Source organism: Streptomyces sp. AB3(2024), from assembly GCF_041862025.1.
Lineage (GTDB): Bacteria > Actinomycetota > Actinomycetes > Streptomycetales > Streptomycetaceae > Streptomyces.
This window is the reverse complement of the sequence record NZ_JBGWAB010000066.1, coordinates 16,236-42,185: the sequence shown is the minus strand read 5'-3', so window position 1 is coordinate 42,185 and position 25,950 is coordinate 16,236. Positions and strand designations below refer to the sequence as shown.

22 protein-coding genes and 4 pseudogenes are annotated in these 25,950 nt (G+C 74.3%); 14 read left to right on the top strand and 12 right to left on the bottom strand.

Annotated elements, in window-relative coordinates; translation table 11 throughout:
• Positions 1-296 precede the first annotated feature (296 nt).
• From ACEPPI_RS24015 to ACEPPI_RS24005, 3 genes are read left to right on the top strand one after another with little or no spacing between them, the layout of a single operon-like run.
• A complete protein-coding gene (locus ACEPPI_RS24015; protein WP_373917320.1) occupies positions 297-1,400 on the top strand; it encodes a 7TM domain-containing protein in 1,104 nt (367 codons plus the stop codon).
• Positions 1,397-2,260, top strand: coding sequence for a sugar-transfer associated ATP-grasp domain-containing protein (locus tag ACEPPI_RS24010; protein WP_373917319.1), 864 nt, complete (start codon positions 1,397-1,399; stop codon positions 2,258-2,260). The genes ACEPPI_RS24015 and ACEPPI_RS24010 overlap by 4 nt, the downstream gene beginning before the upstream one ends.
• Positions 2,260-2,502: a hypothetical protein gene (locus ACEPPI_RS24005; protein WP_373917318.1), complete on the top strand. Its 243-nt coding sequence runs from the start codon at positions 2,260-2,262 to the stop codon at positions 2,500-2,502. The genes ACEPPI_RS24010 and ACEPPI_RS24005 overlap by 1 nt, the downstream gene beginning before the upstream one ends.
• 58 nt (positions 2,503-2,560) lie before the next feature.
• Here the strand turns inward: ACEPPI_RS24005 and ACEPPI_RS24000 are convergent, their stop codons facing one another.
• Genes ACEPPI_RS24000 through ACEPPI_RS23990 form a run of 3 tightly spaced genes read right to left on the bottom strand, consistent with a single transcriptional unit; the run spans position 2,561 to position 4,523 of the window.
• Positions 2,561-3,217 (bottom strand): response regulator, encoded by a 657-nt coding sequence (locus tag ACEPPI_RS24000; RefSeq protein ID WP_373917317.1) that lies wholly within the window; start codon positions 3,215-3,217, stop codon positions 2,561-2,563.
• Positions 3,218-3,225: 8 nt separating this feature from the next.
• Positions 3,226-3,414: a hypothetical protein gene (locus tag ACEPPI_RS23995; protein WP_373917316.1), complete on the bottom strand. Its 189-nt coding sequence runs from the start codon at positions 3,412-3,414 to the stop codon at positions 3,226-3,228.
• A gap of 8 nt (positions 3,415-3,422) precedes the next feature.
• Positions 3,423-4,523: a sensor histidine kinase gene (locus ACEPPI_RS23990; protein WP_373917315.1), complete on the bottom strand. Its 1,101-nt coding sequence runs from the start codon at positions 4,521-4,523 to the stop codon at positions 3,423-3,425.
• 212 nt (positions 4,524-4,735) lie between these two features.
• Here ACEPPI_RS23990 and ACEPPI_RS23985 point away from each other — a divergent pair.
• The 4 genes and pseudogenes from ACEPPI_RS23985 to ACEPPI_RS23970 all read left to right on the top strand — a co-directional run.
• Positions 4,736-5,455: pseudogene (locus ACEPPI_RS23985) on the top strand (HAD-IC family P-type ATPase); the annotation flags it as partial.
• A 327-nt stretch (positions 5,456-5,782) separates the two neighbouring features.
• Positions 5,783-6,418 (top strand): ATP-binding cassette domain-containing protein, encoded by a 636-nt coding sequence (locus ACEPPI_RS23980; RefSeq protein WP_373917314.1) that lies wholly within the window; start codon positions 5,783-5,785, stop codon positions 6,416-6,418.
• Complete coding sequence (locus ACEPPI_RS23975) at positions 6,415-7,290, top strand: metal ABC transporter permease (protein ID WP_373917313.1); 876 nt, start codon at positions 6,415-6,417, stop codon at positions 7,288-7,290. Before ACEPPI_RS23980 ends, ACEPPI_RS23975 begins: the two co-directional genes overlap by 4 nt.
• Entirely contained in the window at positions 7,248-8,072 is an 825-nt protein-coding gene (locus ACEPPI_RS23970; RefSeq protein WP_373917312.1) for a metal ABC transporter solute-binding protein, Zn/Mn family, read from the top strand. The genes ACEPPI_RS23975 and ACEPPI_RS23970 overlap by 43 nt, the downstream gene beginning before the upstream one ends.
• Before the next feature lie 66 nt (positions 8,073-8,138).
• Here ACEPPI_RS23970 and ACEPPI_RS23965 read toward each other — a convergent pair whose 3' ends face one another.
• The gene (locus ACEPPI_RS23965; RefSeq protein ID WP_373917311.1) at positions 8,139-9,836 is read right to left on the bottom strand and encodes a class I adenylate-forming enzyme family protein; all 1,698 of its coding nucleotides are present in this window, start codon (positions 9,834-9,836) and stop codon (positions 8,139-8,141) included.
• Entirely contained in the window at positions 9,833-11,617 is a 1,785-nt protein-coding gene (locus ACEPPI_RS23960; protein WP_373917310.1) for a CoA transferase, read from the bottom strand. Before ACEPPI_RS23960 ends, ACEPPI_RS23965 begins: the two co-directional genes overlap by 4 nt.
• 143 nt (positions 11,618-11,760) lie before the next feature.
• On the opposite strand from ACEPPI_RS23960, the gene ACEPPI_RS23955 reads away from it, so the two are divergent.
• Entirely contained in the window at positions 11,761-12,969 is a 1,209-nt protein-coding gene (locus ACEPPI_RS23955) for an acyl-CoA dehydrogenase family protein (RefSeq protein ID WP_373917309.1), read from the top strand.
• Here ACEPPI_RS23955 and ACEPPI_RS23950 read toward each other — a convergent pair.
• Together ACEPPI_RS23950 and ACEPPI_RS23945 are read right to left on the bottom strand one after the other, a co-directional pair.
• On the bottom strand, positions 12,956-14,044 hold the full coding sequence (locus ACEPPI_RS23950; RefSeq protein WP_373917308.1) for a sugar ABC transporter permease: 1,089 nt from the start codon (positions 14,042-14,044) through the stop codon (positions 12,956-12,958). The genes ACEPPI_RS23955 and ACEPPI_RS23950 overlap by 14 nt on opposite strands.
• Positions 14,041-15,159 carry an MFS transporter gene (locus ACEPPI_RS23945; RefSeq protein ID WP_373917307.1) on the bottom strand — a complete coding sequence of 373 codons (1,119 nt, stop codon included), beginning with the start codon at positions 15,157-15,159 and terminating at the stop codon, positions 14,041-14,043. Before ACEPPI_RS23945 ends, ACEPPI_RS23950 begins: the two co-directional genes overlap by 4 nt.
• Before the next feature lie 351 nt (positions 15,160-15,510).
• Between ACEPPI_RS23945 and ACEPPI_RS23940 the strand changes: the two genes are divergently transcribed.
• Entirely contained in the window at positions 15,511-16,299 is a 789-nt protein-coding gene (locus tag ACEPPI_RS23940; RefSeq protein ID WP_373917306.1) for a hypothetical protein, read from the top strand.
• 144 nt (positions 16,300-16,443) lie between these two features.
• The gene (locus ACEPPI_RS23935; RefSeq protein ID WP_373917305.1) at positions 16,444-17,139 is read left to right on the top strand and encodes a sigma-70 family RNA polymerase sigma factor; all 696 of its coding nucleotides are present in this window, start codon (positions 16,444-16,446) and stop codon (positions 17,137-17,139) included.
• 124 nt (positions 17,140-17,263) lie between these two features.
• On the opposite strand, the gene ACEPPI_RS23930 is transcribed toward ACEPPI_RS23935, so the two are convergent.
• The 3 genes and pseudogenes from ACEPPI_RS23930 to aceA all read right to left on the bottom strand — a co-directional run.
• Positions 17,264-18,154 carry a 3-hydroxybutyryl-CoA dehydrogenase gene (locus ACEPPI_RS23930; RefSeq protein ID WP_373917304.1) on the bottom strand — a complete coding sequence of 297 codons (891 nt, stop codon included), beginning with the start codon at positions 18,152-18,154 and terminating at the stop codon, positions 17,264-17,266.
• Positions 18,151-18,639: pseudogene (locus ACEPPI_RS23925) on the bottom strand (malate synthase A); the annotation flags it as partial. The gene ACEPPI_RS23930 and the pseudogene ACEPPI_RS23925, both read right to left, overlap by 4 nt.
• Positions 18,636-19,373, bottom strand: a pseudogene (gene aceA / locus ACEPPI_RS23920) (isocitrate lyase); the annotation flags it as partial. The pseudogenes ACEPPI_RS23925 and aceA, both read right to left, overlap by 4 nt.
• A 337-nt stretch (positions 19,374-19,710) precedes the next feature.
• Between aceA and ACEPPI_RS23915 the strand changes: the two are divergent.
• The 4 genes and pseudogenes from ACEPPI_RS23915 to ACEPPI_RS23900 form a co-directional block, all read left to right on the top strand.
• Positions 19,711-20,838 (top strand): annotated as a pseudogene (locus tag ACEPPI_RS23915) (acyl-CoA dehydrogenase family protein); the annotation flags it as partial.
• Between the two features lie 10 nt (positions 20,839-20,848).
• Complete coding sequence (locus ACEPPI_RS23910; protein ID WP_373917303.1) at positions 20,849-21,622, top strand: enoyl-CoA hydratase; 774 nt, start codon at positions 20,849-20,851, stop codon at positions 21,620-21,622.
• A gap of 318 nt (positions 21,623-21,940) precedes the next feature.
• Positions 21,941-22,168 (top strand): CbtB-domain containing protein, encoded by a 228-nt coding sequence (locus ACEPPI_RS23905; protein WP_373917302.1) that lies wholly within the window; start codon positions 21,941-21,943, stop codon positions 22,166-22,168.
• 14 nt (positions 22,169-22,182) lie between these two features.
• Positions 22,183-23,010 carry a CbtA family protein gene (locus tag ACEPPI_RS23900; protein ID WP_373917301.1) on the top strand — a complete coding sequence of 276 codons (828 nt, stop codon included), beginning with the start codon at positions 22,183-22,185 and terminating at the stop codon, positions 23,008-23,010.
• A gap of 106 nt (positions 23,011-23,116) precedes the next feature.
• Here the strand turns inward: ACEPPI_RS23900 and ACEPPI_RS23895 are convergent, their stop codons facing one another.
• Positions 23,117-24,157 carry an MASE1 domain-containing protein gene (locus tag ACEPPI_RS23895; protein WP_373917300.1) on the bottom strand — a complete coding sequence of 347 codons (1,041 nt, stop codon included), beginning with the start codon at positions 24,155-24,157 and terminating at the stop codon, positions 23,117-23,119.
• 107 nt (positions 24,158-24,264) lie between these two features.
• Positions 24,265-25,542 carry a PP2C family protein-serine/threonine phosphatase gene (locus ACEPPI_RS23890; RefSeq protein ID WP_373917299.1) on the bottom strand — a complete coding sequence of 426 codons (1,278 nt, stop codon included), beginning with the start codon at positions 25,540-25,542 and terminating at the stop codon, positions 24,265-24,267.
• Positions 25,543-25,950 lie beyond the last annotated feature (408 nt).

The following is a 25,950-nucleotide window of genomic DNA, read 5'->3' as shown; positions in this document are numbered from 1 at the left end:
CCAACCACCCCCCGCCCCGCCCCCCGACCCGCGACGGCCGCCCGGGCCCGCGGGCCCCACCGACCGGGGCGGTCCGCCGCCGATCACCGCGGCCGGTTTCTTGCTTGTCGGGGGTGCACCGGACGGTTCGCCCTGTGTACTTTCGTTGCCCCTCCCGGGCCGATCGCCACTACTGCGCGCCGTGCCCGCTCGCCAAAGCTGGTCCTGTGGATGACCTTCAAACGAACACATCAGGGCCGGCCGTCGCGGACCGTACACCGCGCGGCGAACACCGGGGCGGCCGGGGGAAGACACCGGTGCTCCTCAAAGTGCTGGCCGCCGTGGCCGCGCTGGGCGTACTGCTGCTCGGCGTCCTCGGCTCGCCCGACCGGTCCCTCGGGCACTCGCCCGAAGTGATCGGCGAGCGGGAGATGGTGCGGATCAGCGGACCGAACGGCAAGACGCACGAAGTACTCGCCATGGTCGACACCGGCGCGTCGGCCTCCTCGATGGACACCCGGCTGGCCAAGGACCTCGGCTTCGACCTCTCGGCGGCTCCCAAGGTCACCGTCGCCTCCGCGCTGGGCCGCGAACAGCGGCCCGTCGTCGACTCGACCGTGCGCCTCGCCGGCCGGTCGTTCGTCGCCAAGACGACCGTCAACAACCGCTCCCGGCGCGAGACACCGGTCCTGCTCGGCCGACAGGACGTGAAGGGGCTCCAGGTGGCTGTCGGGAAGCGGCTGCTGACCCAGCCCGACGCCCCCAAGGCCCCGTCCGCCCTGCGCATCCTGTTCGCCAAGGCCCCGGCGATCGACCCGGTGTCCATGATGGCCCTGCTGCCCCTGGCCGCCCTGGTGATCGTCCTGCTGCGGGTGGTCGTCGGCCTGAACACCCTGGGCACCTTCAGCCCCGTCCTGCTGGCGCTGGCCTACGCGCAGTCGGGGCTGCTCCTCGGAGTACCCCTGACCCTGGTGCTGTTCGCGCTCGGATTCGTCATCCAACCGCTGCTGCGCCGGCTGCACCTGCCCCGCGTCGCCCGCCTCGGAGTACTGATCGGCGTGGTCACCACGGGCCTGATCGCGGCCCAGCTCTCCCTCGGCGGCATCGGGTTGTCCGACTCCTGGGGCATGACCCTGCCCGTCGTCGTCACCTCGATCATCACCGAACGGCTGTGGGAGCAGTGGGACCTCGACGGCCCCCGGTCGGCCGCCGTCGGAGCCGCGCTGACGATGGGCACGGCCGTCCTGGTGGCGCTGCTGCTCCTCACCCCGTACGTACGCCACCTCGCGGAGGCCGTGCCGCTGCAGCTGGCGGCCGTCTGCGCGGTGTGGGCGGTGCTGGTCGGGACCTACCGCGGGCTGCGGCTGAACGAGCTGTTCAGGTTCTCCCCCGCCGCCAGGGCGCAGGGTGGTGCCGCGTGATCCGGCTCCGCGGCTGGGACCCGGTCCTGGGCATGAACCTGCGCAACGCCCGGATCTCCGAACAGAACCCCTCGGCGGCGATCCGCCTGGTCAACGACAAGTACGCCACCAAGCAGGCACTGACCGCCGTCGGCGCGCCGACCTCCCCCACCGTCGCCCTGCTGCGCTCCCGCCCGGAGATCTCCTCCCTCGACTGGACCGGCATGCCCGACTGCTGGGCGCTGAAACCGAACCAGAGCCTCGGCGGCAACGGGATCCTGCTGTCGTTCGGCAGACGCCGCAACACCTGGTACTCCTCCTCCGGCAAGCGGATCACGCGGGAGGCCGTCACCGATCACCTGCGGCGCATCCTGGACGGGGAGTTCTCCCCGCGGCCGAACGACTGGGCGATGTTCGAGCCGCTGATCCGGGCCCACCCGGAACTGGAGCGGCTGTCGCACCAGGGCCTGCCGGACATCAGGGTGATCTGCCGTGGCGACCGGCCGCAGCTGGCGATGCTGCGGCTGCCCACCCGGTTCAGCGGCGGCCGGGCGAACCTCCACCAGAAGGCCATCGGCGCCGCCGTCGACCTGGCCACCGGCCGCATCACCCACGCCCTGGTCGGCAAGGAGCCCACCCGCCACCACCCCGACACCGGAGAACCCCTGATCGGCGCGGGCGTCCCGCACTGGCCCGAGGTGCTCGACGCGGCCCGCCGCTGCGCGGCGGCGACCGGCCTGCGCTACCTGGGCGCCGACATCGTCGTGGACGCCGACCGCGGCCCGTTGATCCTGGAGGTCAACGCCCGCCCCGGGCTCCAGATCCAGAACGTCACCGGCCGCGGTCTGGCGGCCACGTCCGCCCAGCACAGGAGGCACTGATGCGAGGGCTCGCCCTGGCTTCCAAGATCGTCGTCGCCGGACTCGCCGGGGCGTTCCTCGCGGTGAGCGCCGTCCGGGCGGAGCCGGCCCGGCCCGCCTCCGACCACGACGCCTTCCGGGAAGCGCCGGTCGGCGCGTCGGCCGGCCCGTCCACGCCGTCCACCCCGTCCACCCGGGCCACCCCGTCCGCCCGACCGTCCGTGCCCCCGTCGCCGTCTCCCGGCGCCTCCGGACGGCCCTGACAGGCACGGCCGGCATAGACCGGCCGCCGGTGACGGGCCGCCGGTGACCGGCGGCCGGTCACCGGTCGGGGTGGAGCCGGGCGTCCCGGGCGAGGAGCGCGGCCTGGACCCGGTTGGCACAGCGCAGCTTGGTCAGCATCCGGCTCACGTAGGCCTTGATCGTGCCCTCCCCCAGGTGCAGCCGTCTTCCGATCTCCGCGTTGGAGGCACCCGTACCGACCATGGCGAGCACCTCCCGCTCCCGGCCGGTGAGCGCCGCGATCCGGTCGAGCCGCGGGTCCACCGGCTCCTCGTCCGACGCGAGGTACCGGTCGATGAGGTGCCGGGTGATCCGCGGAGACACCATGGGGGTACCGCCCACGACGGTACGGACCGCCTGGATGAGCTCCTGCGGGGTGCTGTCCTTCAGCATGAACCCCATCACGCCCGCCCGGAGCGCCCGGGCCACGTACTCCTGCTCCCCGAAGGTGGTCAGCATGACCACCCGGACGGACGGGGCCCGGGCGGCGATCAGCTCGGCGGCATCGAGCCCGTCGGAGCCCGGCATCTGGATGTCGAGCATGGCGACGTCCACCCGGTGCCGGACGGCGAGCGAGGCGGCCTCGTGGCCGGAGGCGGCCTCCGCCACCACCTCGATGTCCTCGGCGTGCCCCAGCACCAGCCGGATCCCGGCACGCACCAGGTCCTGATCGTCGGCAAGGAGAACTCGGATCACGGCAGGCCTCACGGTGTGTGGAAGGAGATCGGGGTGAAAGGGGTGACGGGGCCGTGCCGGGCGTCGTCCTCGACGGAGACCCCGGGCGGCCCGGAGTCCGACGGGCCGTCATCCGCCGGGAAGGGCACGAAGGAGAGCGTGACGAACTGCAGGGCGACCGCGCCCACCACGCCCAGCACCATGACCGCGGCCGCCACGCTCCGGCTCAGCCACGTCTGCGCGCCGGCCAGTACACCGAGGTCCGCCGCCGGGTCGGACGCCGTGCGCGGGACGACCGGGCCGACGTGCAACGGGATGCGGGCGTCGACGCGGAACCCGCCCTCGCCCGTGCGGGCCGCGCGCAGCGAGCCGCCGAGCAGGCGCACCCGCTCGTGGAGGCCGGCCAGCCCGAGCCCGCTGCCGCGCGAGGGCCGCGCGGGCCGGCCGGCGGGCCCGGGCCCGTTGCGGACGTCGACCCGTACCTCGTCGGCCTCACAGTGGACGGCACCTCCACAGGGGCCCCGGCGGCGTGCCTGTGCACGTTGGTGAGGGCTTCACGGACCACCCGGTGGACGGCGCGCCGGGCGGTCGGGGCGGCATCCACCAGGTCCCGGCCGCTCCACCGCAGGTCCACCGGGATGCCGGCGGCGTGGGACTCGCCGACGAGGGCCGCGACATCGGCGTGGGTGCCCGTCGCGGCGGTCAGCGGATCCGGGGCCCCCATGGTGGCGTCGCCGGCCCGGAGCACGCCCAGCACACCCCGCAGTTCGTCCATCGCCTCGCGCACGGTGCTGTGCACCAGCACGGCGGTCCGCCGGATCTCCGGATCGCCCGCCCGGCCCGCCTCCAGTTCCAGCCCGCCGGAGTGCAGGGCCGCCAGGCTCAGCCGATGGCCGAGGAGATCGTGCATCTCACCGGCGATCCGGGCCCGCTCGGCCGCCCTGGCCTGCTCCTCCGCCGAGCGCTGCGCCCGCTCCAGGACGGCGTTGCGCTCCCACAGTGCGCTCAGCAGCCGCTCGCGCTGTCCGGCGAGCGCACCCACCAGCCCCGGCAGCGCGCCGCACACGATCCCGGTGACGAGGACGATCATGGCCTCGTACTCGCGGACCGGCACGGCCGCGCCCGCCGTGATCGCCGCGGTGAGCGCCGGCGGCCCCGCCACGCTCACCGTCAGCAGCGCCGGCCGGCGACGCAGGTCCGACCAGCGGGAGCCCGCCGTATAGGCCACCGCCACCAATGCCCCGCCGGTCAGCGGCTCGACCGCGACCAGCGCCGCGGCGGTCGCCAGCGCGACCGAGGGCCACCGCCGCCGAACCAGCACCGCCACAGCCGCACAGCCGGCGGCCGCGAAATAGGCCCCGGTCCCGATCAGCCCGCTGACGCCCCAGCTGTCGGTCCGAAGAGGACCAGGACCGTCGAGGTCACGGCGGCGATCAGCAGCAGATCGCCCAGCAGGCGGACCAGGGCGGGCGGCAGTCGCCGACAGGGGTCGGCCTTTCGTACGCGGTCGGTTCCGCGGCGGGCCCGGTCGCACCCGGCATCGAGGTGTGCGCACCCGGCGACGATCTCCCCGAGCCGCTGGCCGGGGCGCTGGCCGCTGCCGAGACCGCCGCTCTCACGCCCGTCCTGGTACGGGTCGACGGTGTCGGCCAGGCGCTCGTCGGGCTCGGGGACGTCCCGCGGCCGGGAAGCTACCGGGCCGTCGAGCGCCTGCGGCGGCTGGGAGTCGAGCCGATCCTCGCCACCGGCGACCGCGAGGCCCCGGCCGTGGCCGTCGCCTCGTCGCTCGGGATCACCCGCCTCCATGCCCGCTGCACCCCGGAGGACAAGGCCGCCCTCGTCGGGCGGTTGAGGGACGAGGGCCGGTGCGTCGCCGTCATCGGGGACGGTGTCAACGACGCCGTCGCACTGGCCGGCGCGGACCTCGGGATCGCCATGGGCGGCGGGGCCGACGTCGCCATCGGCGCGGCGGACGTGACCCTCGTGCGCGGTGACGTCGAGGCGGTGGCCGACGCGGTCCGACTGGCTCGCCGTACCCTCGCGACCATCCGGGTCAACCTGGTCTGGGCGTTCGGCTACAACCTCGTCACCATCCCGCCGGCCGCCGTCGGTCTGCTCAACCCGATGGTCGCCGCGGCAGCCATGTCGGCCAGCTCTCTGCTCGTGGTGGGGAACAGCCTGCGGCTTCGCGGCCGGGACCCCGCCGGCCGGCCCGCCGGTGCGCGGGCCCGTACCGCCCGGACAGGAAGTGGACGATGACCGGATCCCCCCGACGAGGAGCGACGCAGGGCCGCCGGGTCACGTGCCGGCGTCTGCGCGACGCGTACCTGGCCGCGTCCGCCCCGGTGATCGCGTGCCTGATCGGCCTGTGCGGACTGGCGGCCTGGGTCGCCTCGGGGGCTGCCGGAACCCCACCCCGCAGCGCGGTCGACGACGGCCGCGCCTACCTCCCGTACGCCGACGGGGAGATCACCCGCGGCGATGTCCGGCCCGCCGGGAACCGAGGCCCCTCGCCGTCCGACTACTGGAACGCGGGCGGCGGACGGCCGCTGTCCGGCGCGGCACGGACCGACGGAAAGGCGTGCGATGGGCGGGCTCGATGTGCACATGAGGGCGGTCGCCTGCCGACACGGCCGGGTGGAGGCGGTCTCCGAGGTGAATCTGGAGATCGCCGCCGGTGAGCGCGTGGCGCTGACCGGGACCAACGGTTCGGGCAAGACCACCCTGCTGCGTGCGGTCCTGGGCCTGCACCGACAGGTGACGGGCTCGATCCGGGTCGGCGGCCGGACCACCGGTTCCCCCGCCGAGTGGGCGTGGCGCCGCCGGGCCTGCGCCTGGATCCCCCAGAAGCCGGCCGCCGGACGGTTCCCCCTGCTCGGGGCCGAATTGCTCGCCAGCAGCACCGCGCCGCAGGATGCCGCCGAAGCCGCCGCCCGGCTGGGCGTCGCCGCGCTGGTCGAGCGCCCCCTGCACACCCTGTCCGGGGGCCAGTTGCAGCGGATGTACCTGGCCCGCGCGATCGGCTGCGTCGCCGCGGGCGCACAGGTGCTGCTGGCCGACGAGCCCACCGCCGCCCTCGACTTCGACGGGCAGGCGGAGGCCGCGGACGTCCTCACCGCGCTGCCGGTCACCCTGATCGTGGTGACGCACGACCGGGCTCTGGCGGACCGCTGCGACCGGGTGCTGGAGATGGCCGCGGGCCGGCTGCGGGAGGTCCGGTGACCCCGGTGTCCCTCGCCACCGCCGACCTCGGCGCGCTCCTGCAACTGCTTCCGGTCCAGCGGGCCGGGCTCGCACTGCTGCTCGCGGCGATCGGCCTGCCCGTCATCGGGGTGGTCATCGTCGGGCTCGACATCATGCCGGTCCGCTTCGCGATGATGCACGTCGCGCTGCTGGGCATCGCGGTCGGTCTGCTCACCGGCCTCGACCCCATGCTGTGCGCGCTCGTCGCCTGCGCCCTGGCCGGAGCGGGCGTCGCCCCGCTCGCCCGTACCCCGGACGGCCTGTCCGGAGCCATGGGTCTGCTGATGAGCCTCGCCATCGCCGCCGCGCTGCTGCTCCTCGCCGTGTCGGGGGTCAACGCGTCCGGGGCCTTCGCCCTGCTGTGGGGGTCGATCCTCTCCGTGGGGACACCCGACCTCGTCGTGCTCGGCGTCCTGGCCGCGGTCGTACCCGGCCTGTTCCGGTGGCGGCGGCACGACATCGGCCTCCTCCTCTACGACCGCGAGCTCGCCCAGTGCTCCGGAGTGCCCGTACGCGCCCTGACCGCGGCGCTCCTGGTGCTCGTCGCGATCGCCGTCGCGGGGGCCATCAAGCTCACCGGCGCCCTGCTCGTCGACGCCCTGACCCTGCTGCCCGCACTCGCCGCGCGCCGCCTGGGCGGCTCCCTGAGGTCGATCACCCTCTGGGCGGTCGGCATCGGCGTGAGCGTCAACGCGACCGGCTTCCTGCTGGCCCTGTGGCTGGACTGGCCGCCCGGCCCCGTACTCGTCCTGACGGCGGGGGCTCTCGTCCTCGCCGTCCACTTCATTCCCGAACGGAGAATCAGCTCATGGCGCGCACCCGCGTCCGTACCTCTTCCCTCCTCGCACTGAGCGCGGCCCTCGCCCTCGTCGCCGGCTGCGGCGACGGCACCGGTTCCGGGGCCGTCGCCGACGCCCCCGCCAAGGGCGGCCCTCCGGCCCCCGGGAAGGACAGGCCCGTGGTGGTCGTGACCACCACCTGGGAGGGCGCGTTCGCCAAGGCCGCCGGGGCCGAGGACGTCAAGGTCATCGTGCCGCAGTCCGTCCACCACGCCCCCGACTACGACCCCAAGCCCTCCGACCTCGCCGCAGTCGCCAAGGCGGACTTCGTGCTCTACGCGCCCTTCGAGCCGTACGCCGCGAAGATCAAGGAGGCCGCCGGCTCCGGGGCGAAGCTGGTCGAGGTCAACCTCGACAACGACCCCGACAAGGTCAGGGCCGAGGTCGACAGGCTGGGCGCGCTCTTCGGCACGCGGGACGCGGCCACGCGGTGGAAGGCCGGGTTCGACAGCGAGTACGGCAGGCTCAACAAGGACCTCCAGGCCGCGTGGCCCGGGGGCAAGAGCCCCTCCGTCGTCGCGCAGGTCTTCACGGGCTGGGCCGCGAAGCTCGCGGGCGCCACCGCGGTGGGCACCTACGGGCCGGAGGCCGTGACCCCGGGGCAGCTGGCCGGGCTCTCCGCGAAGAAGCCGTCCCTGGTGCTGGACAACGCCCACATGTCGACCGGGACCGTGCTGCCCGACTCGGGCGCCAAGCAGGTCGAGATCGTCAACTATCCGGGCGAGGACCTCGATCTGCTGCCCGTCTACCGCAATGCGGCGGCCGAGCTGAAGAAGGCCATGGGCGACTCCTGATCCGGGCGGCCCGGCCGGGCCGGAACCCGCGCGAGCCCGGCAGCCATCGGCTGCCGGGCTCGTCGCTCATCCGGCCTGGGCGAGGGGTGACGCCTCGGGCAGGCCCTGCCGGACCGGCAGCGGCACCCCGGCCAGGCATGTCCGCAGAGCGGTCCGGTCCGGCTTGCCCGCCGCCGTCAGGGGCACCTCCACCACCACGAGCAGACGCTCGGGGTGCTTGCGCCGCTCCAGCCCCCGCGCGCTCAGGTGGACGCCGAGGGCGTCCAGCGTCGGGGCCTGCGGGCCCCGCGCCACCACGCAGGCCGCCAGCCGCTCCCCCATCAGCCGATCGGGGACGCCCACGCACACCACGTCCCGGACCTGCGGGTGCGAACGGAGTTCGCGCTCGACCTCGGCCGGGCTGATGTTGGCGCCGCCGCGGATCACGATGTCCTTCAGGCGTCCGACCACGTGCAGCACGCCGTCGGCGTCGAGGTAGCCGAGGTCACCGGTACGGACCCAGCCGTCGGGGGTGCGGTAGCGGGCGTCCAGCTCGGGCGCGCCCACGTAACACAGCGGTGTCATGGGGCCCCGGGAGATGATCTCACCGATGTCGCCGTCGGGGAGCGCAGCGTGGGTCTCGGGGTCGGCGATGCGGATCTCGGCGACCCGGGGGTCGGGATGGCCCGCCACCACGCCCGCGGCGTCGGCCGGGGGCACGGTGTCGGCCAGCCCGGTGTGGCAGTTGACGCCGTCGGCGGAGCCGTAGAGGTTGACCACCGGGCAGCCGAAGGCCTTCGCGGCGGCGGCCGCGGTGGTCGCGTCGAGCGGGGCCCCGCCCAGGACCAGGGCGGTGGGGGCCGGCAGCCGCTCGCCCGTCGCGTCGAGGCGTTCGAGCATCATGCGGACCATGGTGGGCACGCCGAGGACGTGGGTCGGCTCGTGCTCGCGCACGGCCTCGATGGCGGCCTCGGGCGAGAAGCGGTCGAGCAGGACCAGGGTGCCGCCGTGCCGGGCGAGGGTGACGGCGGTTCCGTTGGACCCGAAGGCGGAGGCCAGCGGTACGAGGAAGAGGCAGCGCGGCGGGGCCGCGTCGGGGATGAGCGAGGCGAGGAAGTTCCCGCGTCCGCCGGCCAGCGCGTTGTGCGAGTAGGCGATCATCTTCGGCTCGGCTTCGGATCCCGAGGAGACCAGGATCCGGGCGGCGCCGTCGGGATCCGGGCGGGCGGGAACGAAGCCGCCGGGGTCGCGGCGCATCAGGTCCGACCAGGAGACCGTTCCCGCGGGCGCGCTGCCGGGGCCCACGGCGACGACACGGCGCAGGGCGGGAAGGGCGCGCGCGAGGGTGAGCAGGTCGGCCGCGTGGTGGAGGCCGCGGTGTTCGACGGCGGCGATGACGGCGGCGGCCCCGGCCCGGCGGAGCAGGCACTCGACCTCCAGGATCCCGCGGCCGACGGGAAAGGGCAGGGCGACGGCGCCGAGCGCGGCCAGGGCCAGGTCGGCGATGACGGCGTTGCGGTTGTCGGGCAGTTGCACTCCGACCACGTCGCCCTCGCGTATGCCGAGGTCTCTGAGGCCGGTGGCCAGACATCGCACCTTGCGGTCCAGGGCGGTGTAACAGAGTGCGCCCTTGGCGTCCAGGACGGCCGTGCGGTGCAGGTCGGCGATCTGGCGTGCCCGGAAGAGGCTGTAGACGTCGAGGTCGGGGCAGGTGCCGTCGACCACCCAGGAGCGGCGGAGTTCGGTGGGCAGCAGGTCGCGCAGTACGGGCCGGTCGGCGGTCATACGAGGCTCCAGGGGGCGGTGACGGCGGGGGCACCGTGCGCGTCACGGCCGATCGAGCCGGCGAAGCGCGCGTCGTGGTGCAGGTCGCGGAGGTCGGTGGTGACGGCGGTGGCGGAGAGGCCGTGGGAACTCAGCTGGGCCACCGCGTCGCTCGTGGAGAGGTCACGCAAGTCGTATGCGGCCGCGGCCCCGGCGCTCTCGTCGGCGGGGGCGAGCCAGCCGTCGGCGGTCGGCAGCGGGTGGCGAAACCCCGCGGGCCGCCTGGCGGCCTCCCCGCGCGCCACCCGCCGCAGGGCCGGGGCGGTCAGCGTCTCGGCCGCGCCGAGGAGCGAGGAGTCCACCCGTACGCCGTGGCCGGTGCGTTCCCTCAACAGCAGTCCCGCGAGAACGGCTTCGGCGCCGTGCAGACCCCCCAGTACGTCGAGCAGGGTCATCAGCGAGGGTGCGGGAGGCTCTCCTTCGGGACGGACCGCCTCTCCCACCCCCGTACGGGCCTGCGCCATGAAGTCGGTGCCCATGGGGGCGTCCTGGAGCCGGTCGGCCCAGCCGCTCGTGTACGCGTGGACCAGGGCCGGATTGACCCGGGCGAGGTCGTCGGCGTCCAGAGCGAACTCGGCGGCCCTGCCCGGAGCCCAGTTGTGCAGGAAGACGTCGGCCTCCGTGGCCATCTCCCGGAGCCTGCGGCGGTCGGCCTCGGCCTTGATGTCCACTTCGACGGCCTTCTTGCCCCGGTTGAGGGCGAGCCAGCGGGCCGAGATCCCGGAGCAGGCGGGCGGCATGCCGCGCAGCGGGTCCCCGCCCGGCGGCTCGATCCGGATGACCTCGGCTCCCAGCAGGCCGAGCAGGTGGGCGGCGAGGGGTGCCTGGACGCGGCGGCCCGCCTCCAGCACCGTCAGCCCGGCCAGCGGCCGGCCGGCGGAAGGGGAGGCCGTGGTACGGGGGCCCGATGGGGCGGGGCCGCCGGGCAGGGGCCGCAGCGACCAGGGCGCGGCGCCGTCGGCCTCCAGGGCGCGTTCGGCCAGGGTGCGCAGTACGCACACCTCGGCGCCGGAGAGCACGGCGGCCTGCCGGATCCGCGGGAGGGGGTGTGCGCGGGTCACCGAGTGGAGGGCCCGGGGGAAGGGGGCGCAGGCGGTGGCGTAGCGGAACTGGAACGGCCGCCACCCGGCCCGCATCGCGTCGGCCGGTGCGCCCAGGGCGCGCCAGAACGCCGCCCAGGCACCCGGGTCGAGGGTCTCCAGCTCGAACAGCACGCCCTCGGCCGAGGTGAAGGGTGGTCCTCCCGGAGCGAGTTCGGCGGCTTCGCCCTCATCGGCCCCTGCGGCGGCGAGGTACTGGGACACGGCGAGCAGCCCGGCCCGGTCGGCACCGGTGGTGAAGTGGGAGGGTCCGGTCCCGCGGGCCTGGCCGACCAGGCCGGCGAGCAGCCCCTGGACGGTGAGGACGGCGGTGGCCGTCGCCGCGTAGTCGGCGGCCAGGCCGCGGGGGCTGCCGTCGCGCCGTCCGTGGACCGCCATCATGCCGGTCGCGGCCTGCACGGTCGCCTCGTCGACGAGCCCGCTGCCGGGCTGCGCCCAGGTGACGCTCGCGTGAGCCGGGTCGAAGCCCGCGCCACGGAGCGTGACGCGGCCCGGCGGGCCGTCGTCGGCGGGCCCGTCGGATCGCGCTCCGAGCAGCCGCAGGTGTTCGGCGACGACGTCGGTGATCTGCGGGGGCCCCGAGGCGTGGAAGCCCAGTGTGTCGAGCGGCCGGACCGTCTGCGTGGTTGCGGGGGACGCCATGCCTCTCCTCTCCCGGCGCGGCGGTGGCCGTCGCCCAGGTCGAACGGAACGCGGGAACTCCGGAGGGTGCGCACCCGACCAGTTCCTCGGACAGGGAGTCGGACAGCAGTTCCCACGGGTTCCCGGGAACGGGGAGGAATGCGGTGACGGATTCGGGCACGGCGTACGACGGTTCGGTTCAACCCGAGCCCGGGACGGCCGAGTTGAGGGAGGAGATCGATCGGTTCGTCCGTACGCGGGTGATCCCGTCCGAGCCGGTGCTGGACGCGGGCGGAAAGGGAGCGGCCGCCGCCCTGGCGGAGTTGCGGGCCGAGGCGCGTGCGGCCGGGCTGTGGGCCCTGCCGCTCCCGGCGGACCTGGGCGGCGGAGGCCTGACCTTCCGGGCGTACGCGGCGCTGGCCGAGGCCGAGGGCGCCAGCGATCACGGTCCCGCCGCACTGGGCTCCGCCCCGCTGCTCGACGTGACCATGCTGAACCGCCACGGCGGCACCCGGGTGCGCGAGGAGTACCTGGAACGGCTGGTCGCGGGCGAGCTGCGCACCTGCTACGCCATGACCGAACCGGACGTACCGGGCACCGACCCGCTCCTCACCGGCACGCGTGCCGAGGTCCGGGCGGACGGAAGTTGGAGGATCAGCGGCCGCAAGTGGTTCACCTCCGGCGCCGTCGGCGCCGATCTCGTCACCGTCATGGCGCGTACGGGCGGGGCGGCGGGCGACCGGGAGGGCCTCTCCCTGCTTCTCGTACCGACCGGCTCACCGGGCTTCCGCGTCGTGCGCGAACTACCCGTACTGGGGGCGGCGGGCCAGTACGAGATCGAGCTCGACCGGGTCCTCGTGCCCGGCGACCACCTCCTCGGCGCGGGTGGCGACGCCCTGGCCATCGCGGGTGAACGGCTCGCGCTCGGCCGCACGCTGCGCTGCCTGCGCTGGCTCGGCCAGGCCCGGCGCGCCTTCGACCTCATGGCCGAACGCGCCGCCACCCGCCACGGATCGCGCGGGCCGCTCGCCGACCACCAGCTGGTCCAGCAGCACGTCTTCGACGCCCTCCTCGCGCTGCGTACCACCCGGCCCCTGGTCCACGAGGCGGTGGCGCTGATCGCGGCCGGACGGGACGCCCGCATCGAGGTGGGTCTGGCGAAGGTCGCCGCCGCCCGGATGCTGCAGCAGGTCACGGACTCCGCCATCCAGGTCCACGGCGCCGCCGGGCTCGGCCCGGACACGGCGTTGCCGTCCCTGTTCCGCGGCGGCCGCGCGGCCCGCATCCTCGACGGCCCGGACGAGCTGCACATCACCTCGGTGGCCCGCCGCGTGCTGCGCGGCTACGGCCCGGGCGCCGCTACACGCGGGTGATGTCGACGAGGTCTGCCAGCGCGGCCAGCCCGAGGGCCAGGAAGAAGTCACCCCAGATGAGTTCGTGACGCACCGCCAGGCCCTTGGCGGCGTCGTAGCAGCCGTCCAGCAGCATCCCCGGCGGACGGCCCGAACCCGGCTCGCTGAGGTGGGACGCGGCCAGTCTGCGCAGGATCGCCACGGCCCGGCGCTCACACGCCCGGGCCCGGGGTGCCCCCGCGCGCGACAGCTTGAGCAGTGCGACGGCGGTGATCGCAGCGGCCGAGGTGTCGACGGGTCCCCGCGGCCGGGACGCCTCGTTGGGCGGGACGAGCCGCCCGGTCAGCGCCCGCGCCAGCAACCGCTCGGCGGCGAAGGCTAGCCGCTCCGGCCGCCGGCCGGCGACCTCCGGGTGGAGGAGTGCGTCGGCCACGGCCAGGAGCAGCCACGCCTCTCCGCGGCTCCATCCCGGTGCCGGATCCGCGCAGGGGGACCAGCCCGTCGCCGGGTCGAACTCCCAGGCGGGCCGCGGCCGGCTGCCGCTTCCCGCGCCCTGGGGGCCGAGGGCGAGATCGAGGTGCCGGTGGAGGTGGGCCGCGGCCACGACGGCCCCCTCGGGTCCGGCCGCGGCCAGGAGGGGCACCAGCCCCGGTACGGCGTCCGCGCGGGCCAGCAGGCGGGGGCCGCCGAGCGCCGCGCCCCAGGGCACGATGCCCGCCCCGGGGTCGTAGGAGTCCAGACAGGCCCGGGCCGCCTGCGCCCGGAGCTCTGCGGCTCCGGACCCGTCGAGGGCCGGTGCCGTCGCGTACCAGAAGATCAGTCCCCGAGTGGCGGTGTCGGCCCCCACCCACGGCGCGAGCCGGGCCGTGCAGTCCGCGGCGGCCCGCCGGTGTGCCGCGTCCCCGGTGTACCGGGCCCGCAGCCACAGCAGTCCGGCCCAGAAGCCGCCGGTCCACGAGCCCCGGCCGGTCGTCTTCCACCGCCCGTCGGCCGGGTCCGCGTACAGCGGAAAGCGGGCGCCGACCTCGGCCTCGGTCACCGTCACCCGGTCGATGACGGCTGCGAGCGCCCGTCCGGCCCGGTCGTCGGGGGTCATGCCGCCTTCCCCGTCCGCGCGCGCCGGTCCCGTACGGCCCAGAGGAACGCGACCGCTCCCGCCGCCGCGAACTCCACCGCGACCAACAGCCAGCCGGCCCCGTACCGCCCGCTCTGCGCGAGCAGGCCGAACAGCGGCGGGCCCACCGCGAATCCGGCGAAGAACCCGGCCGCGACGAGCGCCGAGTCCTGTCCTGCCCGGCCCGCAGCGGCGCGCTGCACGACCAGCACCATCGAGACGGCGTTGCCGGAGACCGCAAACACTCCGACGGCGACGGCGCCGGCCCATACCAGCGGGCGCAGGAGCGACCCGCCGGCCAGGAGGGCCGCGGCGCCCACGGCGCCGCAGGCCAGCAGGCCCGGCAGCCACTCGGCCCGTCCCGGGCGGGCGGCCTTCGACCACCCGACCCGGCCGAGGACCCCCGCTACGCCGAGGGCGGCGACCAGACCACCGGCCGCGGTGGGGCCCATCCCCAGGCCGCGCACCCCGTACAGGGCGAGATAGGTGTTGACGGAGGCGATCCCGGCGCCCAGGAACAGCGAGAATCCCGCCAGCCAGGCCACCATCCCCCTCGGTGTGTACGACGTGCGAACGGGCGGGGCCGATCGCACGGGCGGGTCGGCGGGCAGCGCGCGCAGCGCCCACGCCCCGGCGAGGAGTGCCGCCCCGGAGGCGGTCCACACCGCGCCCCGCCAGCCGAGTCCGCCCGCGAGGGCGGTGAGCGGCAGTCCGGCGGCGAACGCGCCCAGCTGCACGCCGGACTGCTTGAGGCCGGTCACCGCACCCCGCCGGTCCGGCGGGACGGTGGCCAGGATCGCCTTGTTGGTCGCGGGGTTGGCCAGGGCCTGCGGTATGCCGCCCAGCGCGACCGCGCCCAGCAGTAGGCCCGCGCCGGGGGCGGCACCGATCAGGGCGAGGGCCACCGCGGAGACGACGAGCAGGAGCACGAGCGAGCGCCGGGGCCCGACCCGGTCCACCATCCGGCCGCCGGCCGGGGACAACACGGCGGCCGTGCCGAATCCGACCGTGGTCGTCAGCCCCAACACCGCCGGGGAGATGTCCAGTTCATCCAACAGGCGGGGTCCCAGCGCACCGAGCAGGAACAGCTGCAGCATCGAGAACGCCATGGCGCAGGTGAGCAGCGCGGTCAGGCGACGGGCCTCCCCGTCCCGCGTGCCAGGCGCCCGGGCAGTGGCTGCCGTCGTCCCCTCTGCCGCCACAGAAATCCCCGTTCCCGGATGTTGAACCTCACGACCGACCGGGAAGGCAGTCGGACGGACGGGCACCACGGTTCCCGCTCCCTCCTGTGCCCTGCGCCACACCGGGCGGGGGGAGTTCGAGGCGCGGCACAGGTGTGGTCGAGAACTTGTCAGGAAGTGCGCACCCCCCTGCGCAGCCCGGAAGGCCGGTGCGAGGATGAACCCGCCATGACGCCAGGTCACTGTTTCCGAGCGGGACGGGCTGCGATGTTCGCAGCCGTCTGCGTGCTGCTCGCGACCGTCGGCCACGTGCTCATGTCCGGTATGGCCGTGCCCTGGTGGGCGATGTCCGCCGCGTTCGTGGGCACGGCGGCCGCGGCCTGGTCCCTCGCGGGCCGTGAACGGGGGCCGCTCGCCGTCATCGCGGCGACGGTGGCCGTCCAGGCCACGCTCCACTCGGGCTTCTCCCTGGCCCAGTCGGTCCTGCACCCTTCCCTGCCGTCCGGCACCTCGTTCGCCCGCCAGTGGGCCGCGTACCTGATGTGCGGGGAAGGCGCGGCGTCGGACCTGTCCGCCCGGGACGCCCTGAAGGTCGTGAGCGACGCGGGGCTCGGCGGTCTCGTGTCCCAGCCGCCACCGGGCACCGCCCTCCAAGGCGCCGCCGCCCACGGCATGCACGACATGCCGGGGATGGCCGGGATGCACGACATGGCGGGCATGGCCGACGTGGCGTCCGGGGCCACCGGCACCCTCGTGCCGGCGGGTGGTCACGACATGGCCGGCATGTCACCGGCCGGAATGCTCGCCGCCCACCTGCTGGCCGCGCTGCTCTGCGGCCTGTGGCTGGCCCACGGGGAGAAGGGCGCATTCCGCGTCCTGCGCGCCGTCGCGGGCCGGCTCCGGACGCCGCTGCGCCTGCTCATCGGCCTCGCCCCGGCCCCGGTCCCGCCGCGCCTGCGCGTACGCCGGGTACGGCGCCGCCGCGCGCTGCCGCAGCTGTTCCTCGTCCACGCCATCACCTCACGGGGTCCGCCGACGGGAACCGCTGTCCTGTGACAGCCGGTTCCCCGAGCGTGCGCTGACGGCTCTTCTCCCGTCCGTCGCCCCTCGGGCATCGGCCGTGCCCTCCGGCCGGCCGTACCCCTTCACCGGCTCCGCCGCGCGCGGCGCCGGACACCTTGCCCTTAAGGACCTGTGGCGATGACTCCTGCCCTGCCCACCCTGCCCCGTCCCGTCCGCGAAAGGCCGGCCCGGCACACGCCGGACTCCGATGCGGCGGTGACCCGACTGGCCCTCGCCGCGCGTGACGGCGACCCCGCGAAGGCCGACCGGTTCGTCCGGGCCCTGCACCGCGACGTATGGCGGTACGTGGCGTACCTCAGCGCGGATCCCCAGGCGGCCGAAGACCTCACCCAGGACGTGTTCCTGCGGGCACTCGCCGCGCTCCCCCGGTTCGAGGGCCGCTCCTCCGCCCGCACCTGGCTCCTGTCCATCGCCCGGCGCACCGTCGTCGACAGCGTGCGCCACGCCGCCGCCCGACCCCGGCTGTCGGACCGCGACGACTGGCAGACCGCCGCCGAACAGAGCCAGCCCCACGGCCTCCCCGGTTTCGAGGTCGGCGTCGCCCTCGCGGAGCTCCTGGCCGCGATCCCGGCCGAGCGCCGCGAGGCCTTCGTCCTCACCCAGCTGCTCGGCCTGCCGTACGCCGAGGCCGCGCTCGCCGTCGGGTGCCCCATCGGTACGGTCCGCTCCCGCGTGGCCCGCGCGCGCACGATGCTCATCGCCCTGCTGACGGACGCCGAACCGCCCTCGGTCACCACGGCACACCTCCCTTCGTGCGACGACCGGGGCACCGGAGCGTCCGCCTCGTCCGTGGCCCTGGCATCGCTGGTCTGATCGCCTGGACGTTCGCGCGGGGGCGCCCGGGCGACGCGAAAGGGGGTGCGGCGGACACCACTCCACCGCACCCCCTTCACCACCCGCTGCCGGGCCCCTCAGCCCGGCGGCAGCACCGGGTCCCTCATCGGTCCCGGTCGTACGTGTGGAACCCCCGGCCAGTCTTCCGGCCCAGCAGCCCTGCCTGCACCATCCGCATCAGCAGCGGCGGCGGGGCGTAGAGGGGTTCCTTGAACTCGTCATAGAGCGACTCGGCGATGGCGGCGACCGTGTCGAGGCCGATGAGGTCGGCCAGCCTCAGCGGGCCCATGGGGTGGGCGCAGCCGAGCTCCATGCCGGCGTCGATGTCGGCCGCGGTGGCGAAACCGGACTCGGCCATCCGGACGGCGGAGAGCAGGTACGGGACGAGGAGCGCGTTGACGACGAAACCGGCCCGGTCCTGCGAGCGGATCACCGTCTTGCCCAGGACGTCCCGGGCGAACCCCTCCACCGTCTCCACCGTCTCCACCGTCTCCACCGTCTCGCGGGAGGTGTGCAGCGAGGGCACGATCTCCACCAGGGGCAGGACGGGCACCGGGTTGAAGAAGTGCAGTCCCACCATCCGGTCGGCGCGTGCGGTGGCCATCCCCAGGCGCATGACGGGGAGGGAGGAGGTGTTGGTGGCGAGGATCGCCCCGGGATCGACGAGGATCTTGTCGAGGGCCGCGAAGGTCTCGGTCTTGACGTCGGCGTTCTCGGTGACGGCCTCGATGACCAGCTGCCGGTCGGCCAGGTCGTCGAGTTCGCCGGTGAACACGAGGCGGGTGAGGGCGTGCTCGGCGGAGATCCGGTCGAGCTTGCCCCGCCGGACGGCGCGTTCGAGGGAGACGGCGACCCGTTCGCGGGCCGCCCGGGCGGCGCCGGCGTCGGCTTCGCGGACGACCGTGTCCAGACCGGCGCGGGCGCAGACCTCGGCGATCCCGGCGCCCATCCGGCCGCCGCCGACGATCCCGACCCTGCGGAGGGCGGCGCTCACGACCGTACCTCCGGGATGCGCACGAGGTGACGGGTGTAGGCGTCGGGGGTGAAGAAGAGCGGGAGTTCGGTGGCGAGCGCGGTCCGCTCGAACAGCTCCCGTACCTCGTCGAGGGCGGCCCAGGGGTGTGCGGCGCCGAGGTCGGCGAGCTCCTCGTCGAGCACCCGGAGCACCGTGTCGCGGTCCAGGACCCCATGGCGCAGCCACTGCCAGATCTGGACCCGGGCGATCTCGGCGGTGGCCGCGTCCTCCATCAGCCCGTCGAGGGCCACCGTGCCCTGGCCGCGCAGCCATGCGTCGAAGTACCGCAGTGCGACCGCGATGTTGGTGCGCACGTCCTGTTCGGTGGGCGGGCCGCTGATCCGCCGGACGGAGAGCAGGTCCGCGGCCTCCACCCGTACGTCCTCGCGGGTGCGGTCGAGCTGGTGCGGGCGCTCGCCCAGGACCCCGTCGAAGACCTCGTGGCAGACGGGGACCAGGGCAGGGCGTCCGTACGGGCGATGATCAGGGTCGGGGTGTCGGCGATGTCGGCCGCCAGGCGGGCCGCGTTCAGGGTACGGACGTGCTGCGCGGTCGGGACGAGGACCTTGCCGCCGAGGTGGCCGCACTTCTTCTCCGAGGCCAGCTGGTCCTCGTAGTGGATGCCCGCCGCGCCCGCCGCGATCATCGCCTTGGTCAGCTCGAAGGCGTTGAGCGGGCCGCCGAAGCCGGCCTCGGCGTCGGCGTCGGCGTCGGCGTCGGCGTCGGCGTCGGCGTCGGCGTCGGCGACGATCGGGGCCAGCTAGTCGGTGGTGTCGCCGGCGTCCTCGGCCGTGGCGATCTGGTCGGCGCGCAGCAGCGCGTTGTTGATCCGGCGCACCACCTGGGGAACGGAGTTGACCGGGTACAGGGACCTGTCGGGGTAGGTGTGCCCGGCCTGGTTGGCATCGGCCGCCACCTGCCATCCGGACAGGTAGATCGCCTGCAGGCCGGCCCGCACCTGCTGGACGGCCTGGCCGCCGGTCAGCGCGCCGAGCGCGTGGACGTAGTCGAGTTCGTGCAGCTGGCGCCCCAGCCGTTCGGCTCCGCGTCGTGCCAGGGTGTGTTCCTCGCGGACGCTCCCGGACAACCGGACCACGTCCCGTGCCGAGTACGTGCGCTCGATGCCCGCCCACCGCGGGTCCGTGGCCCACCGCTGCTCCAGCCGCTCGGCCGCCGTTGTCGTGTTCATGTCTGCCATGACCGTCACCGTCTCCCTGTGTCGCTTCGCCTGCCAACGCACCCGTCCCTCGCGACGGGTTGATGGCACTCTGTGCCGTGATCTGGGGTCGTGGCCGCCGGACCCGGGGGGCGGATCTGAGCAATGCCGCAGGTCAGCCGAGTCCGGATTGCCGGGATCTCCGACGTCAGGACGCGAGTCGGGCCCGGAGTGTCCGCCTCGGCTGCCGAGGTCCGGCGGCCGCAGGACAGACTCTGGCAGCGGCACGCAGTGCCATCAATCGGGGACTGCTGCCAATTTCTGCGAATCTTCGGCGGCGGTTTTGCCAAGGTTGCGAAGGGTCGGCAACGGCGGATCCGTGCGTACTCTGGACCCGGAGCAGCTCGCCCTCGCCGAGGTCACCCTCGACTTCGCGCAGGAGCAGCTCGCCCCCCACGCGGTCGCCTGGGACCAGGACAAGCACTTCCCCGTCGACGTGATCCGCCGCGCGGCCGGACTCGGCCTCGGCGGGGTCTACGTCCGCGAGGAGCACGGCGGTTCGGCCCTGTCCCGGAGCGACGGCGTCCTCGTCTTCGAGACCCTCGCCACGGGCTGCCCCTCCATCGCCGCCTACCTCTCCATCCACAACATGGTCGCGTGGATGATCGACCGCTACGGCGACCGGTCCCAGCGCGAGCGCTGGCTGCCGGGCCTCTGCTCCGCCTCGGTCCTGGGCGGCTACTGCCTCACCGAGCCGGAAGCCGGTTCCGACGCGGCCGCCCTGCGCACCCGCGCGGAGCGGCACGGCGACCACTACGTACTGACCGGCGTCAAGCAGTTCATCTCCGGAGCCGGAGCCGCCGGCCTCTACGTGGTCATGGCCAGGACGGGCGAGCCCGGCCCGGCCGGGATCTCGGCGTTCGTCGTCGAACGCGACGACCCCGGGGTGTCCTTCGGCCCGAACGAGCGGAAGATGGGCTGGAACGCCCAGCCCACCCGCCAGGTCGTCCTCGACGGCGTCCGGATCCCCGCCGGCCGTCGCCTGGCCGGCGAGGGCGACGGGTTCCGCATCGCCATGAACGGCCTCAACGGCGGCCGCCTGGGGATCTCCGCCTGCTCGCTCGGCGGCGCCCGGAGCGCCCTGGACCGCAGCCTGTCCCACCTCGCCACCCGCGAGGCCTTCGGCACCCGCCTGCTGGACGCCCAGGCACTCCAGTTCCGCCTGGCCGACATGGCCACCGAACTGGCCGCCGCCCGCGCGCTGGTCCGCCAGGCCGCCGAGGCGCTGGACTCGGGCGATCCGCTCGCCCCGCGCCTGTGCGCGATGGCCAAGCGGTTCGCGACCGACACCGGGTACGCGGTGGCCGACGCGGCCCTCCAACTGCACGGCGGATACGGATACCTCAGCGAATACGGCATCGAGAAGATCGTCCGCGACCTGCGGGTCCACCAGATCCTGGAAGGCACCAACGAGATCATGCGCGTCATCGTCGCGCGCGGACTCACGGAACCCCCGCATGACCCACGAGACCATCCTGCTGGAACGCAAGGGCCGCGTCGCCGTGCTCACCCTCGACCGGCCCGAGGTGCTCAACGCCCTCGACCTGCGGGTCATGACGGAGGTCGTGGCCGCCGTGGAGGAACTGGACCGGGACCCGGGCGTCGGCTGCATCGTCCTCACCGGCTCCGCCAAGGCCTTCGCCGCGGGCGCCGACATCAAGGAGATGCGCCCTCGGAGTTACATGGACATGTACCTCACGGACTGGTTCACGGCTTGGGACCGGCTCGGTGAAGTCCGCGCCCCCACCCTCGCCGCGGTCTCCGGGTACGCCCTGGGCGGGGGCTGCGAACTGGCCATGCTCTGCGACATCCTCCTCGCCGCCGACACCGCGAAGTTCGGGCAGCCCGAGATCAGGCTGGGCGTCATCCCCGGAATCGGTGGCTCCCAGCGACTCACGCGGGCCGTCGGCAAGGCCAAGGCGATGGAACTGTGTCTGACCGGGCGCACCATGGGCGCCGAGGAGGCCGAACGCGCCGGGCTGGTCTCCCGGATCGTCCCCGCCGGGGAACTGCTCGACGAGGCCCTGGCCGTGGCCACGACCGTCGCCGAGATGTCCAAGCCGGTCGCGATGATGACCAAGGAGGCGGTGAACCGCGCCTTCGAGACCACCTTCGCCGAAGGCGTCCGCTTCGAACGCCGCCTCTTCCACGCGGTGTTCGCCACCGCCGACCAGAAGGAGGGCATGTCGGCCTTCGTGGACAAGCGCCCGCCGCACTTCACCCACGGCTGAGCGCGCCCGGTGTCCGGGGACGGGCCACCGGCCCTCCCCCGGACACCGGGTGGGGACGCCGCGCCGTCCCGCACGCCGGGCCCCGCTGTGATCAGGAACTCATCCGCTTGGCCGGACCGGCCGCAGGCGGTAGCGTCACGCCGACATCTGCACATAGCGACGACGGCGAGACGGAAGTCCGGTGTGAATCCGGCATGGTCGCGCCACTGTGTGCTGCGTCCGCACTCCCCCGGGGGTGCCGGCCGCGGCGAGTCAGACCCTCGGACCGTCGTTCCGCACCACCATATGGGACGCGTCGTTCCCCGAGGAGGTTCCACCATGGCCGAGGCCGTCGCTTCCGCTGCCATACCTGTCCCCGCCCTCTCGCCCTCTGCTCCGCTGCCCGTGCGCGCGGTTCTGCCCTGGGCGCTCTTCGTCGGTCTCCTGATGCTCGTGGCCCTGTACTTCGTCGGCGCGGAGCAGGGTGCCACCGCCGTGTTCTCCGGCGAGGGCGTGCACGAGTGGGTGCACGACGGCCGACACCTGCTCGGCTTCCCCTGCCACTGAGAGGCACACGCACCATGTACGCCTCCACTGTCAGAGGTCTGCTGGTCCGCGGCATGCTCGCGGGCCTGATCGCCGGTCTGTTCGCCTTCGCCGTCGCCTACGTGGTCGGTGAGCCCCCGGTCCGGGGCTCCATCGCCGTCGAAGAGGCCACGGCCGCCAAGGAAGCCGCCCCCGCGGCCGGCCACGCCGGTCACGGCGGCGGCGCCCCCGCCGCCGCCGAGGAGGAGGTAGAGCTCGTCAGCCGGCCCGTACAGTCCACCGTCGGCCTCGCCACCGGTGTGCTGGTCTACGGGGTCGCGCTGGGCGGCATCGCCTCCCTCGCGTTCTCCTTCGTCCTGGGCCGCGTCGGCGGGTTCAGCCCCCGCGCGACGGCGGCTCTCACGGCCGCGGGAGCCTTCACCACCGTCTACCTCGTGCCGTTCCTGAAGTACCCGGCCAGCCCGCCGGCCGTCGGCAATCCCGACACGATCGGCCAGCGCACCACGCTGTTCTTCCTGATGATCCTGCTCAGCGTCCTGCTCGGGGTGGGCGCGATCATCCTGGGGCGGCGGCTGGCACCGCGTCTGGGCAACTGGAACGCGACGCTGACGGCGGGCGCCGGCTTCGTCGTCGCCGCGGCGCTGGCCTTCCTGGTGCTCCCGGACAACACCGACGCCGTGAAGCCCGAGTTCCCCGCGGCCCTGCTGTGGGAGTTCCGGGTCGCGTCGGTGACCGTCCAGGTCGTGATGTGGGTCGTGTTCGGGATCGTCTTCGGCGTCCTCGCCCAGCGACTCCTGGCCCACCGCACCGATCCCGCCGGTGCCGAGACGGCGGCGCCGCAGCCGGCGCCGGCCCTCGGCTGATCGGCGTACCGCACCCACCCCCAGAGCCCTGCCGCACCGGATGTCCGGGGCGGCAGGGCTCTGGGTATTCTGCCGCCGCGGCGTTGGGCGGTACGGGCGGCGGGCGTCACCGTCGCCCGCCCTCGCCCTCCCCCTCGTCGTCGTATGCGCGCTCGTGGTCGGGATCGTGCTCGTGCTCGCGAGCGACCGTCGGCAGGCCGTCGGTGTCCGGTGCGGTCCTCGCGACCATCTCGGCCAGCCGCCCGCAAGCCCGTTCGACCCTTTCCAGGGTCTGGTTCCGCTCGGTGACGACCGCCGAGAGCAGCAGCGCGGTCAGCGCGGCAGCACTGTTGAACGCCTGCAACGAGACCATGGCGGTGAGGAGGGTCTGGCCCGCGAAGGGGCCCGTCCGGTGCGTGGCGGCGTGGATCGCGAAGATGGATGCGGCCAGCGCGCAAGGTGCGGCTCCGGCGAGCTGGAAGCGGAAGGCCGCCCAGGTCAGCAGCGGGAAGGCGAGGAAGAGCAGGGGTGCGGGAGAGGCTTCGAGGATGCCGACGGCGATCGTGGCGGCCACGAGCACCAGTGCCTCCGCCCACCGCGATGTCGGCACGCCCTTCGGCCGGCGCGCGGTGCTGAGGACGAGCAGGACCGGCGTGACCAGCAGGACGCCCATCGCGTCGCCGGTCCACCAGACCCACCACGAGGGCCAGAACCCGCCGGCGGGCAGTGCGCCGGCCAGGCTCAGGGTGCCGATCCCCACGGTCGCGCTGATGAGCATGCCGGCGAACGCTCCGAGGAAGACCAGTGCGAGCGCGTCCCGCAATCGGTTCATCCGGGTGCGGAAGCCGACGAGGCGAAGGAGCGCGTAGGAGGCCAGGGATCCGAGGGTGTTGCCCGCCGTGATGGCCAGGACGACGGTGAGCGACGGCCCGGGTGAGAGGTTGACCAGGAACGCTCCGAGCGCGATACCCGGCCAGACCCGCGGGCCGAGCAGGAGCAGACCGGCCAGGGCGATGCCGGTGGGGGGCCACAGCGGTGACACCTGACCGCGCACGAGCTGCTGGAGCAGCCCGAGCTCGCCCCCGGCGTAGTACAGCGCGGCGACGGCGCCGCTCTTCAGGGCCGTCGCACCGGCGCTGCGAAGCCTGTGGCGCCACGCGTCGGTCATCGGGGGTTCTGTCCCTGCTCTCGTCCCTCGCTGGTCTGTCCATCTTGCACCCCTGCGGGCTCCGCCACGCCGCCACCCGCACGTGTCCCCGATGCCCTCCGGCGGCTTCAGCCCGGGATGCGCAGGGCGAGTACGGCCATGTCGTCGTGCCCGTCGCTGGGATGTCCGTCGGCCAGGGCCCGTACGAAGTCCTGCAGGGGCAGGGAGGCGTGCGCGGCGGCGAGCCCGGCCAGTGCCTCCAGGCTCTCGTCGATGGGGTGGCCGGGGTGTTCGACGAGGCCGTCGGTGAAGAGGACCACCGTGGTGCCGGGGGACAACGGGTGGGTGTGGTCCGGGCGCCGCTGCTCGCTGTCGACGTTCAGCGGCAGTCCGGGTTCGGCGAACAGGTAGTGCGGCCGGCCGCCGGGAGTGATCAACAGTGGGGGGACGTGGCCCGCGGTGCTCCAGAGCATCCTCCACCCGCCCCCCGCGCGTTCGATGCGCGCCAGGCCGGTGGTGGTGACCGGGTTGTCGGTGATGGCCTGCAGGGTCCGGTCGAGCTGGGTGAGGACCGCGCCGGGCGGACCGCCCAGTTCGAACAGCAGGGAGCGCAGCATGTTGCGGATGGAGGCCATGGCCGCGGCCGCCTGCAGATCGTGGCCGACCACGTCGCCGATGACGAGCGCCACGGCGCCGTCGGGCAGGGGGATGGCGTCGTACCAGTCCCCGCCGAGTGCGTTGGGCTCGGCGGCGGGCCGGTAGATGGCGGCGGCGGCGAAGGGTCCCAGGTCGGGCAGTGTCGGCAGCAGGAGGCGCTGGAACTGCTCGGAGGAGGCCCGAACCCGTTCGAGGAGGCGGACGTTGTCGATCGCGATGCCGGCGGCGCGGGCGAGGGCGACGACCATGTTCTCGTCGTGGACGTCGAAGGCCCTCCCGTCGCTCCGCTCGGACAGGTAGAGGTCTCCGTAGGTCTCGCCGCGGACGCTGATGGCCACGCCGAGGAGGGTGCTCATCGGTGGGTGGCCGGGCGGGAACCCCACCGAGGACGGATGGGCGGAGATGTCGTCGACCCGCAGCGGCTCGGGGTGGCGGATCAGGTATCCGAGTACGCCCAGGCCGCGGGGGAAGCCCACGTCGGCCAGGGCCGCGCGTTCCTCCTCGGAGAGGCCGACGGCGATGAACCGCGCCAGCCGCTCGCCGGAGTCGTCCAGTACGCCCAGTGCCCCGAAGCGGGCGCCGACCAGCTCCATGGCAGTGGTCACGATGCGGTTCAGCACCGCCGGCAGCTCCACCTCCCGGGTGATGTCCAGCACCGCGCCCAGCAGGCCCTCGATCCGGGCCCTCGCCGCGGTCAGAGCCTGCAGCCGCTCTTCGATCCGGCCCAGCTCGGCTTCCAGGCGCAGCAACGGGTCGGGCCTGGGAGGCCGCTTCCCCCGCTCCCACTCCCTGCCGCCCGGCATCACGACCGCCCGGTGGACCGGGACACGAACCTCTGCTCCCGCCCACCGCACCCGGCGCCGTACGCCACCGCGGCGGCATGCCTGCGAGCCGGTGCCCGTCCCGCGTCCCTGGGGCCCGCCCGGTGCTCGCGCCGGATCCGGTCATCAAGCCGCTCAAGCGATCGGTACACCCACGGACTCCTGACACGACCGTGCAACGGCCCACAGGATGGCCCGCCGACGGCGCGGCACCGGAGTATTGCGCCGAAAGCGGCATGTCGCGGGCGATCAGCGCGCTCGCACCCCCGTCCTGTCTCATTTCGCCGTCCGGATGAGGGACGGGGCTCGCCGCTGAGCGATCTTCCGCCCTAGGGT

Excerpts from the sequence above, each read along its gene's own strand:
- ACEPPI_RS24005 (WP_373917318.1), top strand. The coding sequence starts at position 2,260 with ATGCGAGGGCTCGCCCTGGCTTCCAAGATCGTCGTCGCCGGACTCGCC.
- ACEPPI_RS23980 (WP_373917314.1), top strand. The coding sequence starts at position 5,783 with ATGGGCGGGCTCGATGTGCACATGAGGGCGGTCGCCTGCCGACACGGC.
- ACEPPI_RS23970 (WP_373917312.1), top strand. The coding sequence starts at position 7,248 with ATGGCGCGCACCCGCGTCCGTACCTCTTCCCTCCTCGCACTGAGCGCG.
- ACEPPI_RS23965 (WP_373917311.1), bottom strand. The coding sequence starts at position 9,836 with ATGACCGCCGACCGGCCCGTACTGCGCGACCTGCTGCCCACCGAACTC.
- ACEPPI_RS23960 (WP_373917310.1), bottom strand. The coding sequence starts at position 11,617 with ATGGCGTCCCCCGCAACCACGCAGACGGTCCGGCCGCTCGACACACTG.
- ACEPPI_RS23950 (WP_373917308.1), bottom strand. The coding sequence starts at position 14,044 with ATGACCCCCGACGACCGGGCCGGACGGGCGCTCGCAGCCGTCATCGAC.
- ACEPPI_RS23945 (WP_373917307.1), bottom strand. The coding sequence starts at position 15,159 with ATGCTGCAGCTGTTCCTGCTCGGTGCGCTGGGACCCCGCCTGTTGGAT.
- ACEPPI_RS23940 (WP_373917306.1), top strand. The coding sequence starts at position 15,511 with ATGTTCGCAGCCGTCTGCGTGCTGCTCGCGACCGTCGGCCACGTGCTC.
- ACEPPI_RS23935 (WP_373917305.1), top strand. The coding sequence starts at position 16,444 with ATGACTCCTGCCCTGCCCACCCTGCCCCGTCCCGTCCGCGAAAGGCCG.
- ACEPPI_RS23910 (WP_373917303.1), top strand. The coding sequence starts at position 20,849 with ATGACCCACGAGACCATCCTGCTGGAACGCAAGGGCCGCGTCGCCGTG.
- ACEPPI_RS23905 (WP_373917302.1), top strand. The coding sequence starts at position 21,941 with ATGGCCGAGGCCGTCGCTTCCGCTGCCATACCTGTCCCCGCCCTCTCG.
- ACEPPI_RS23900 (WP_373917301.1), top strand. The coding sequence starts at position 22,183 with ATGTACGCCTCCACTGTCAGAGGTCTGCTGGTCCGCGGCATGCTCGCG.
- ACEPPI_RS23895 (WP_373917300.1), bottom strand. The coding sequence starts at position 24,157 with ATGACCGACGCGTGGCGCCACAGGCTTCGCAGCGCCGGTGCGACGGCC.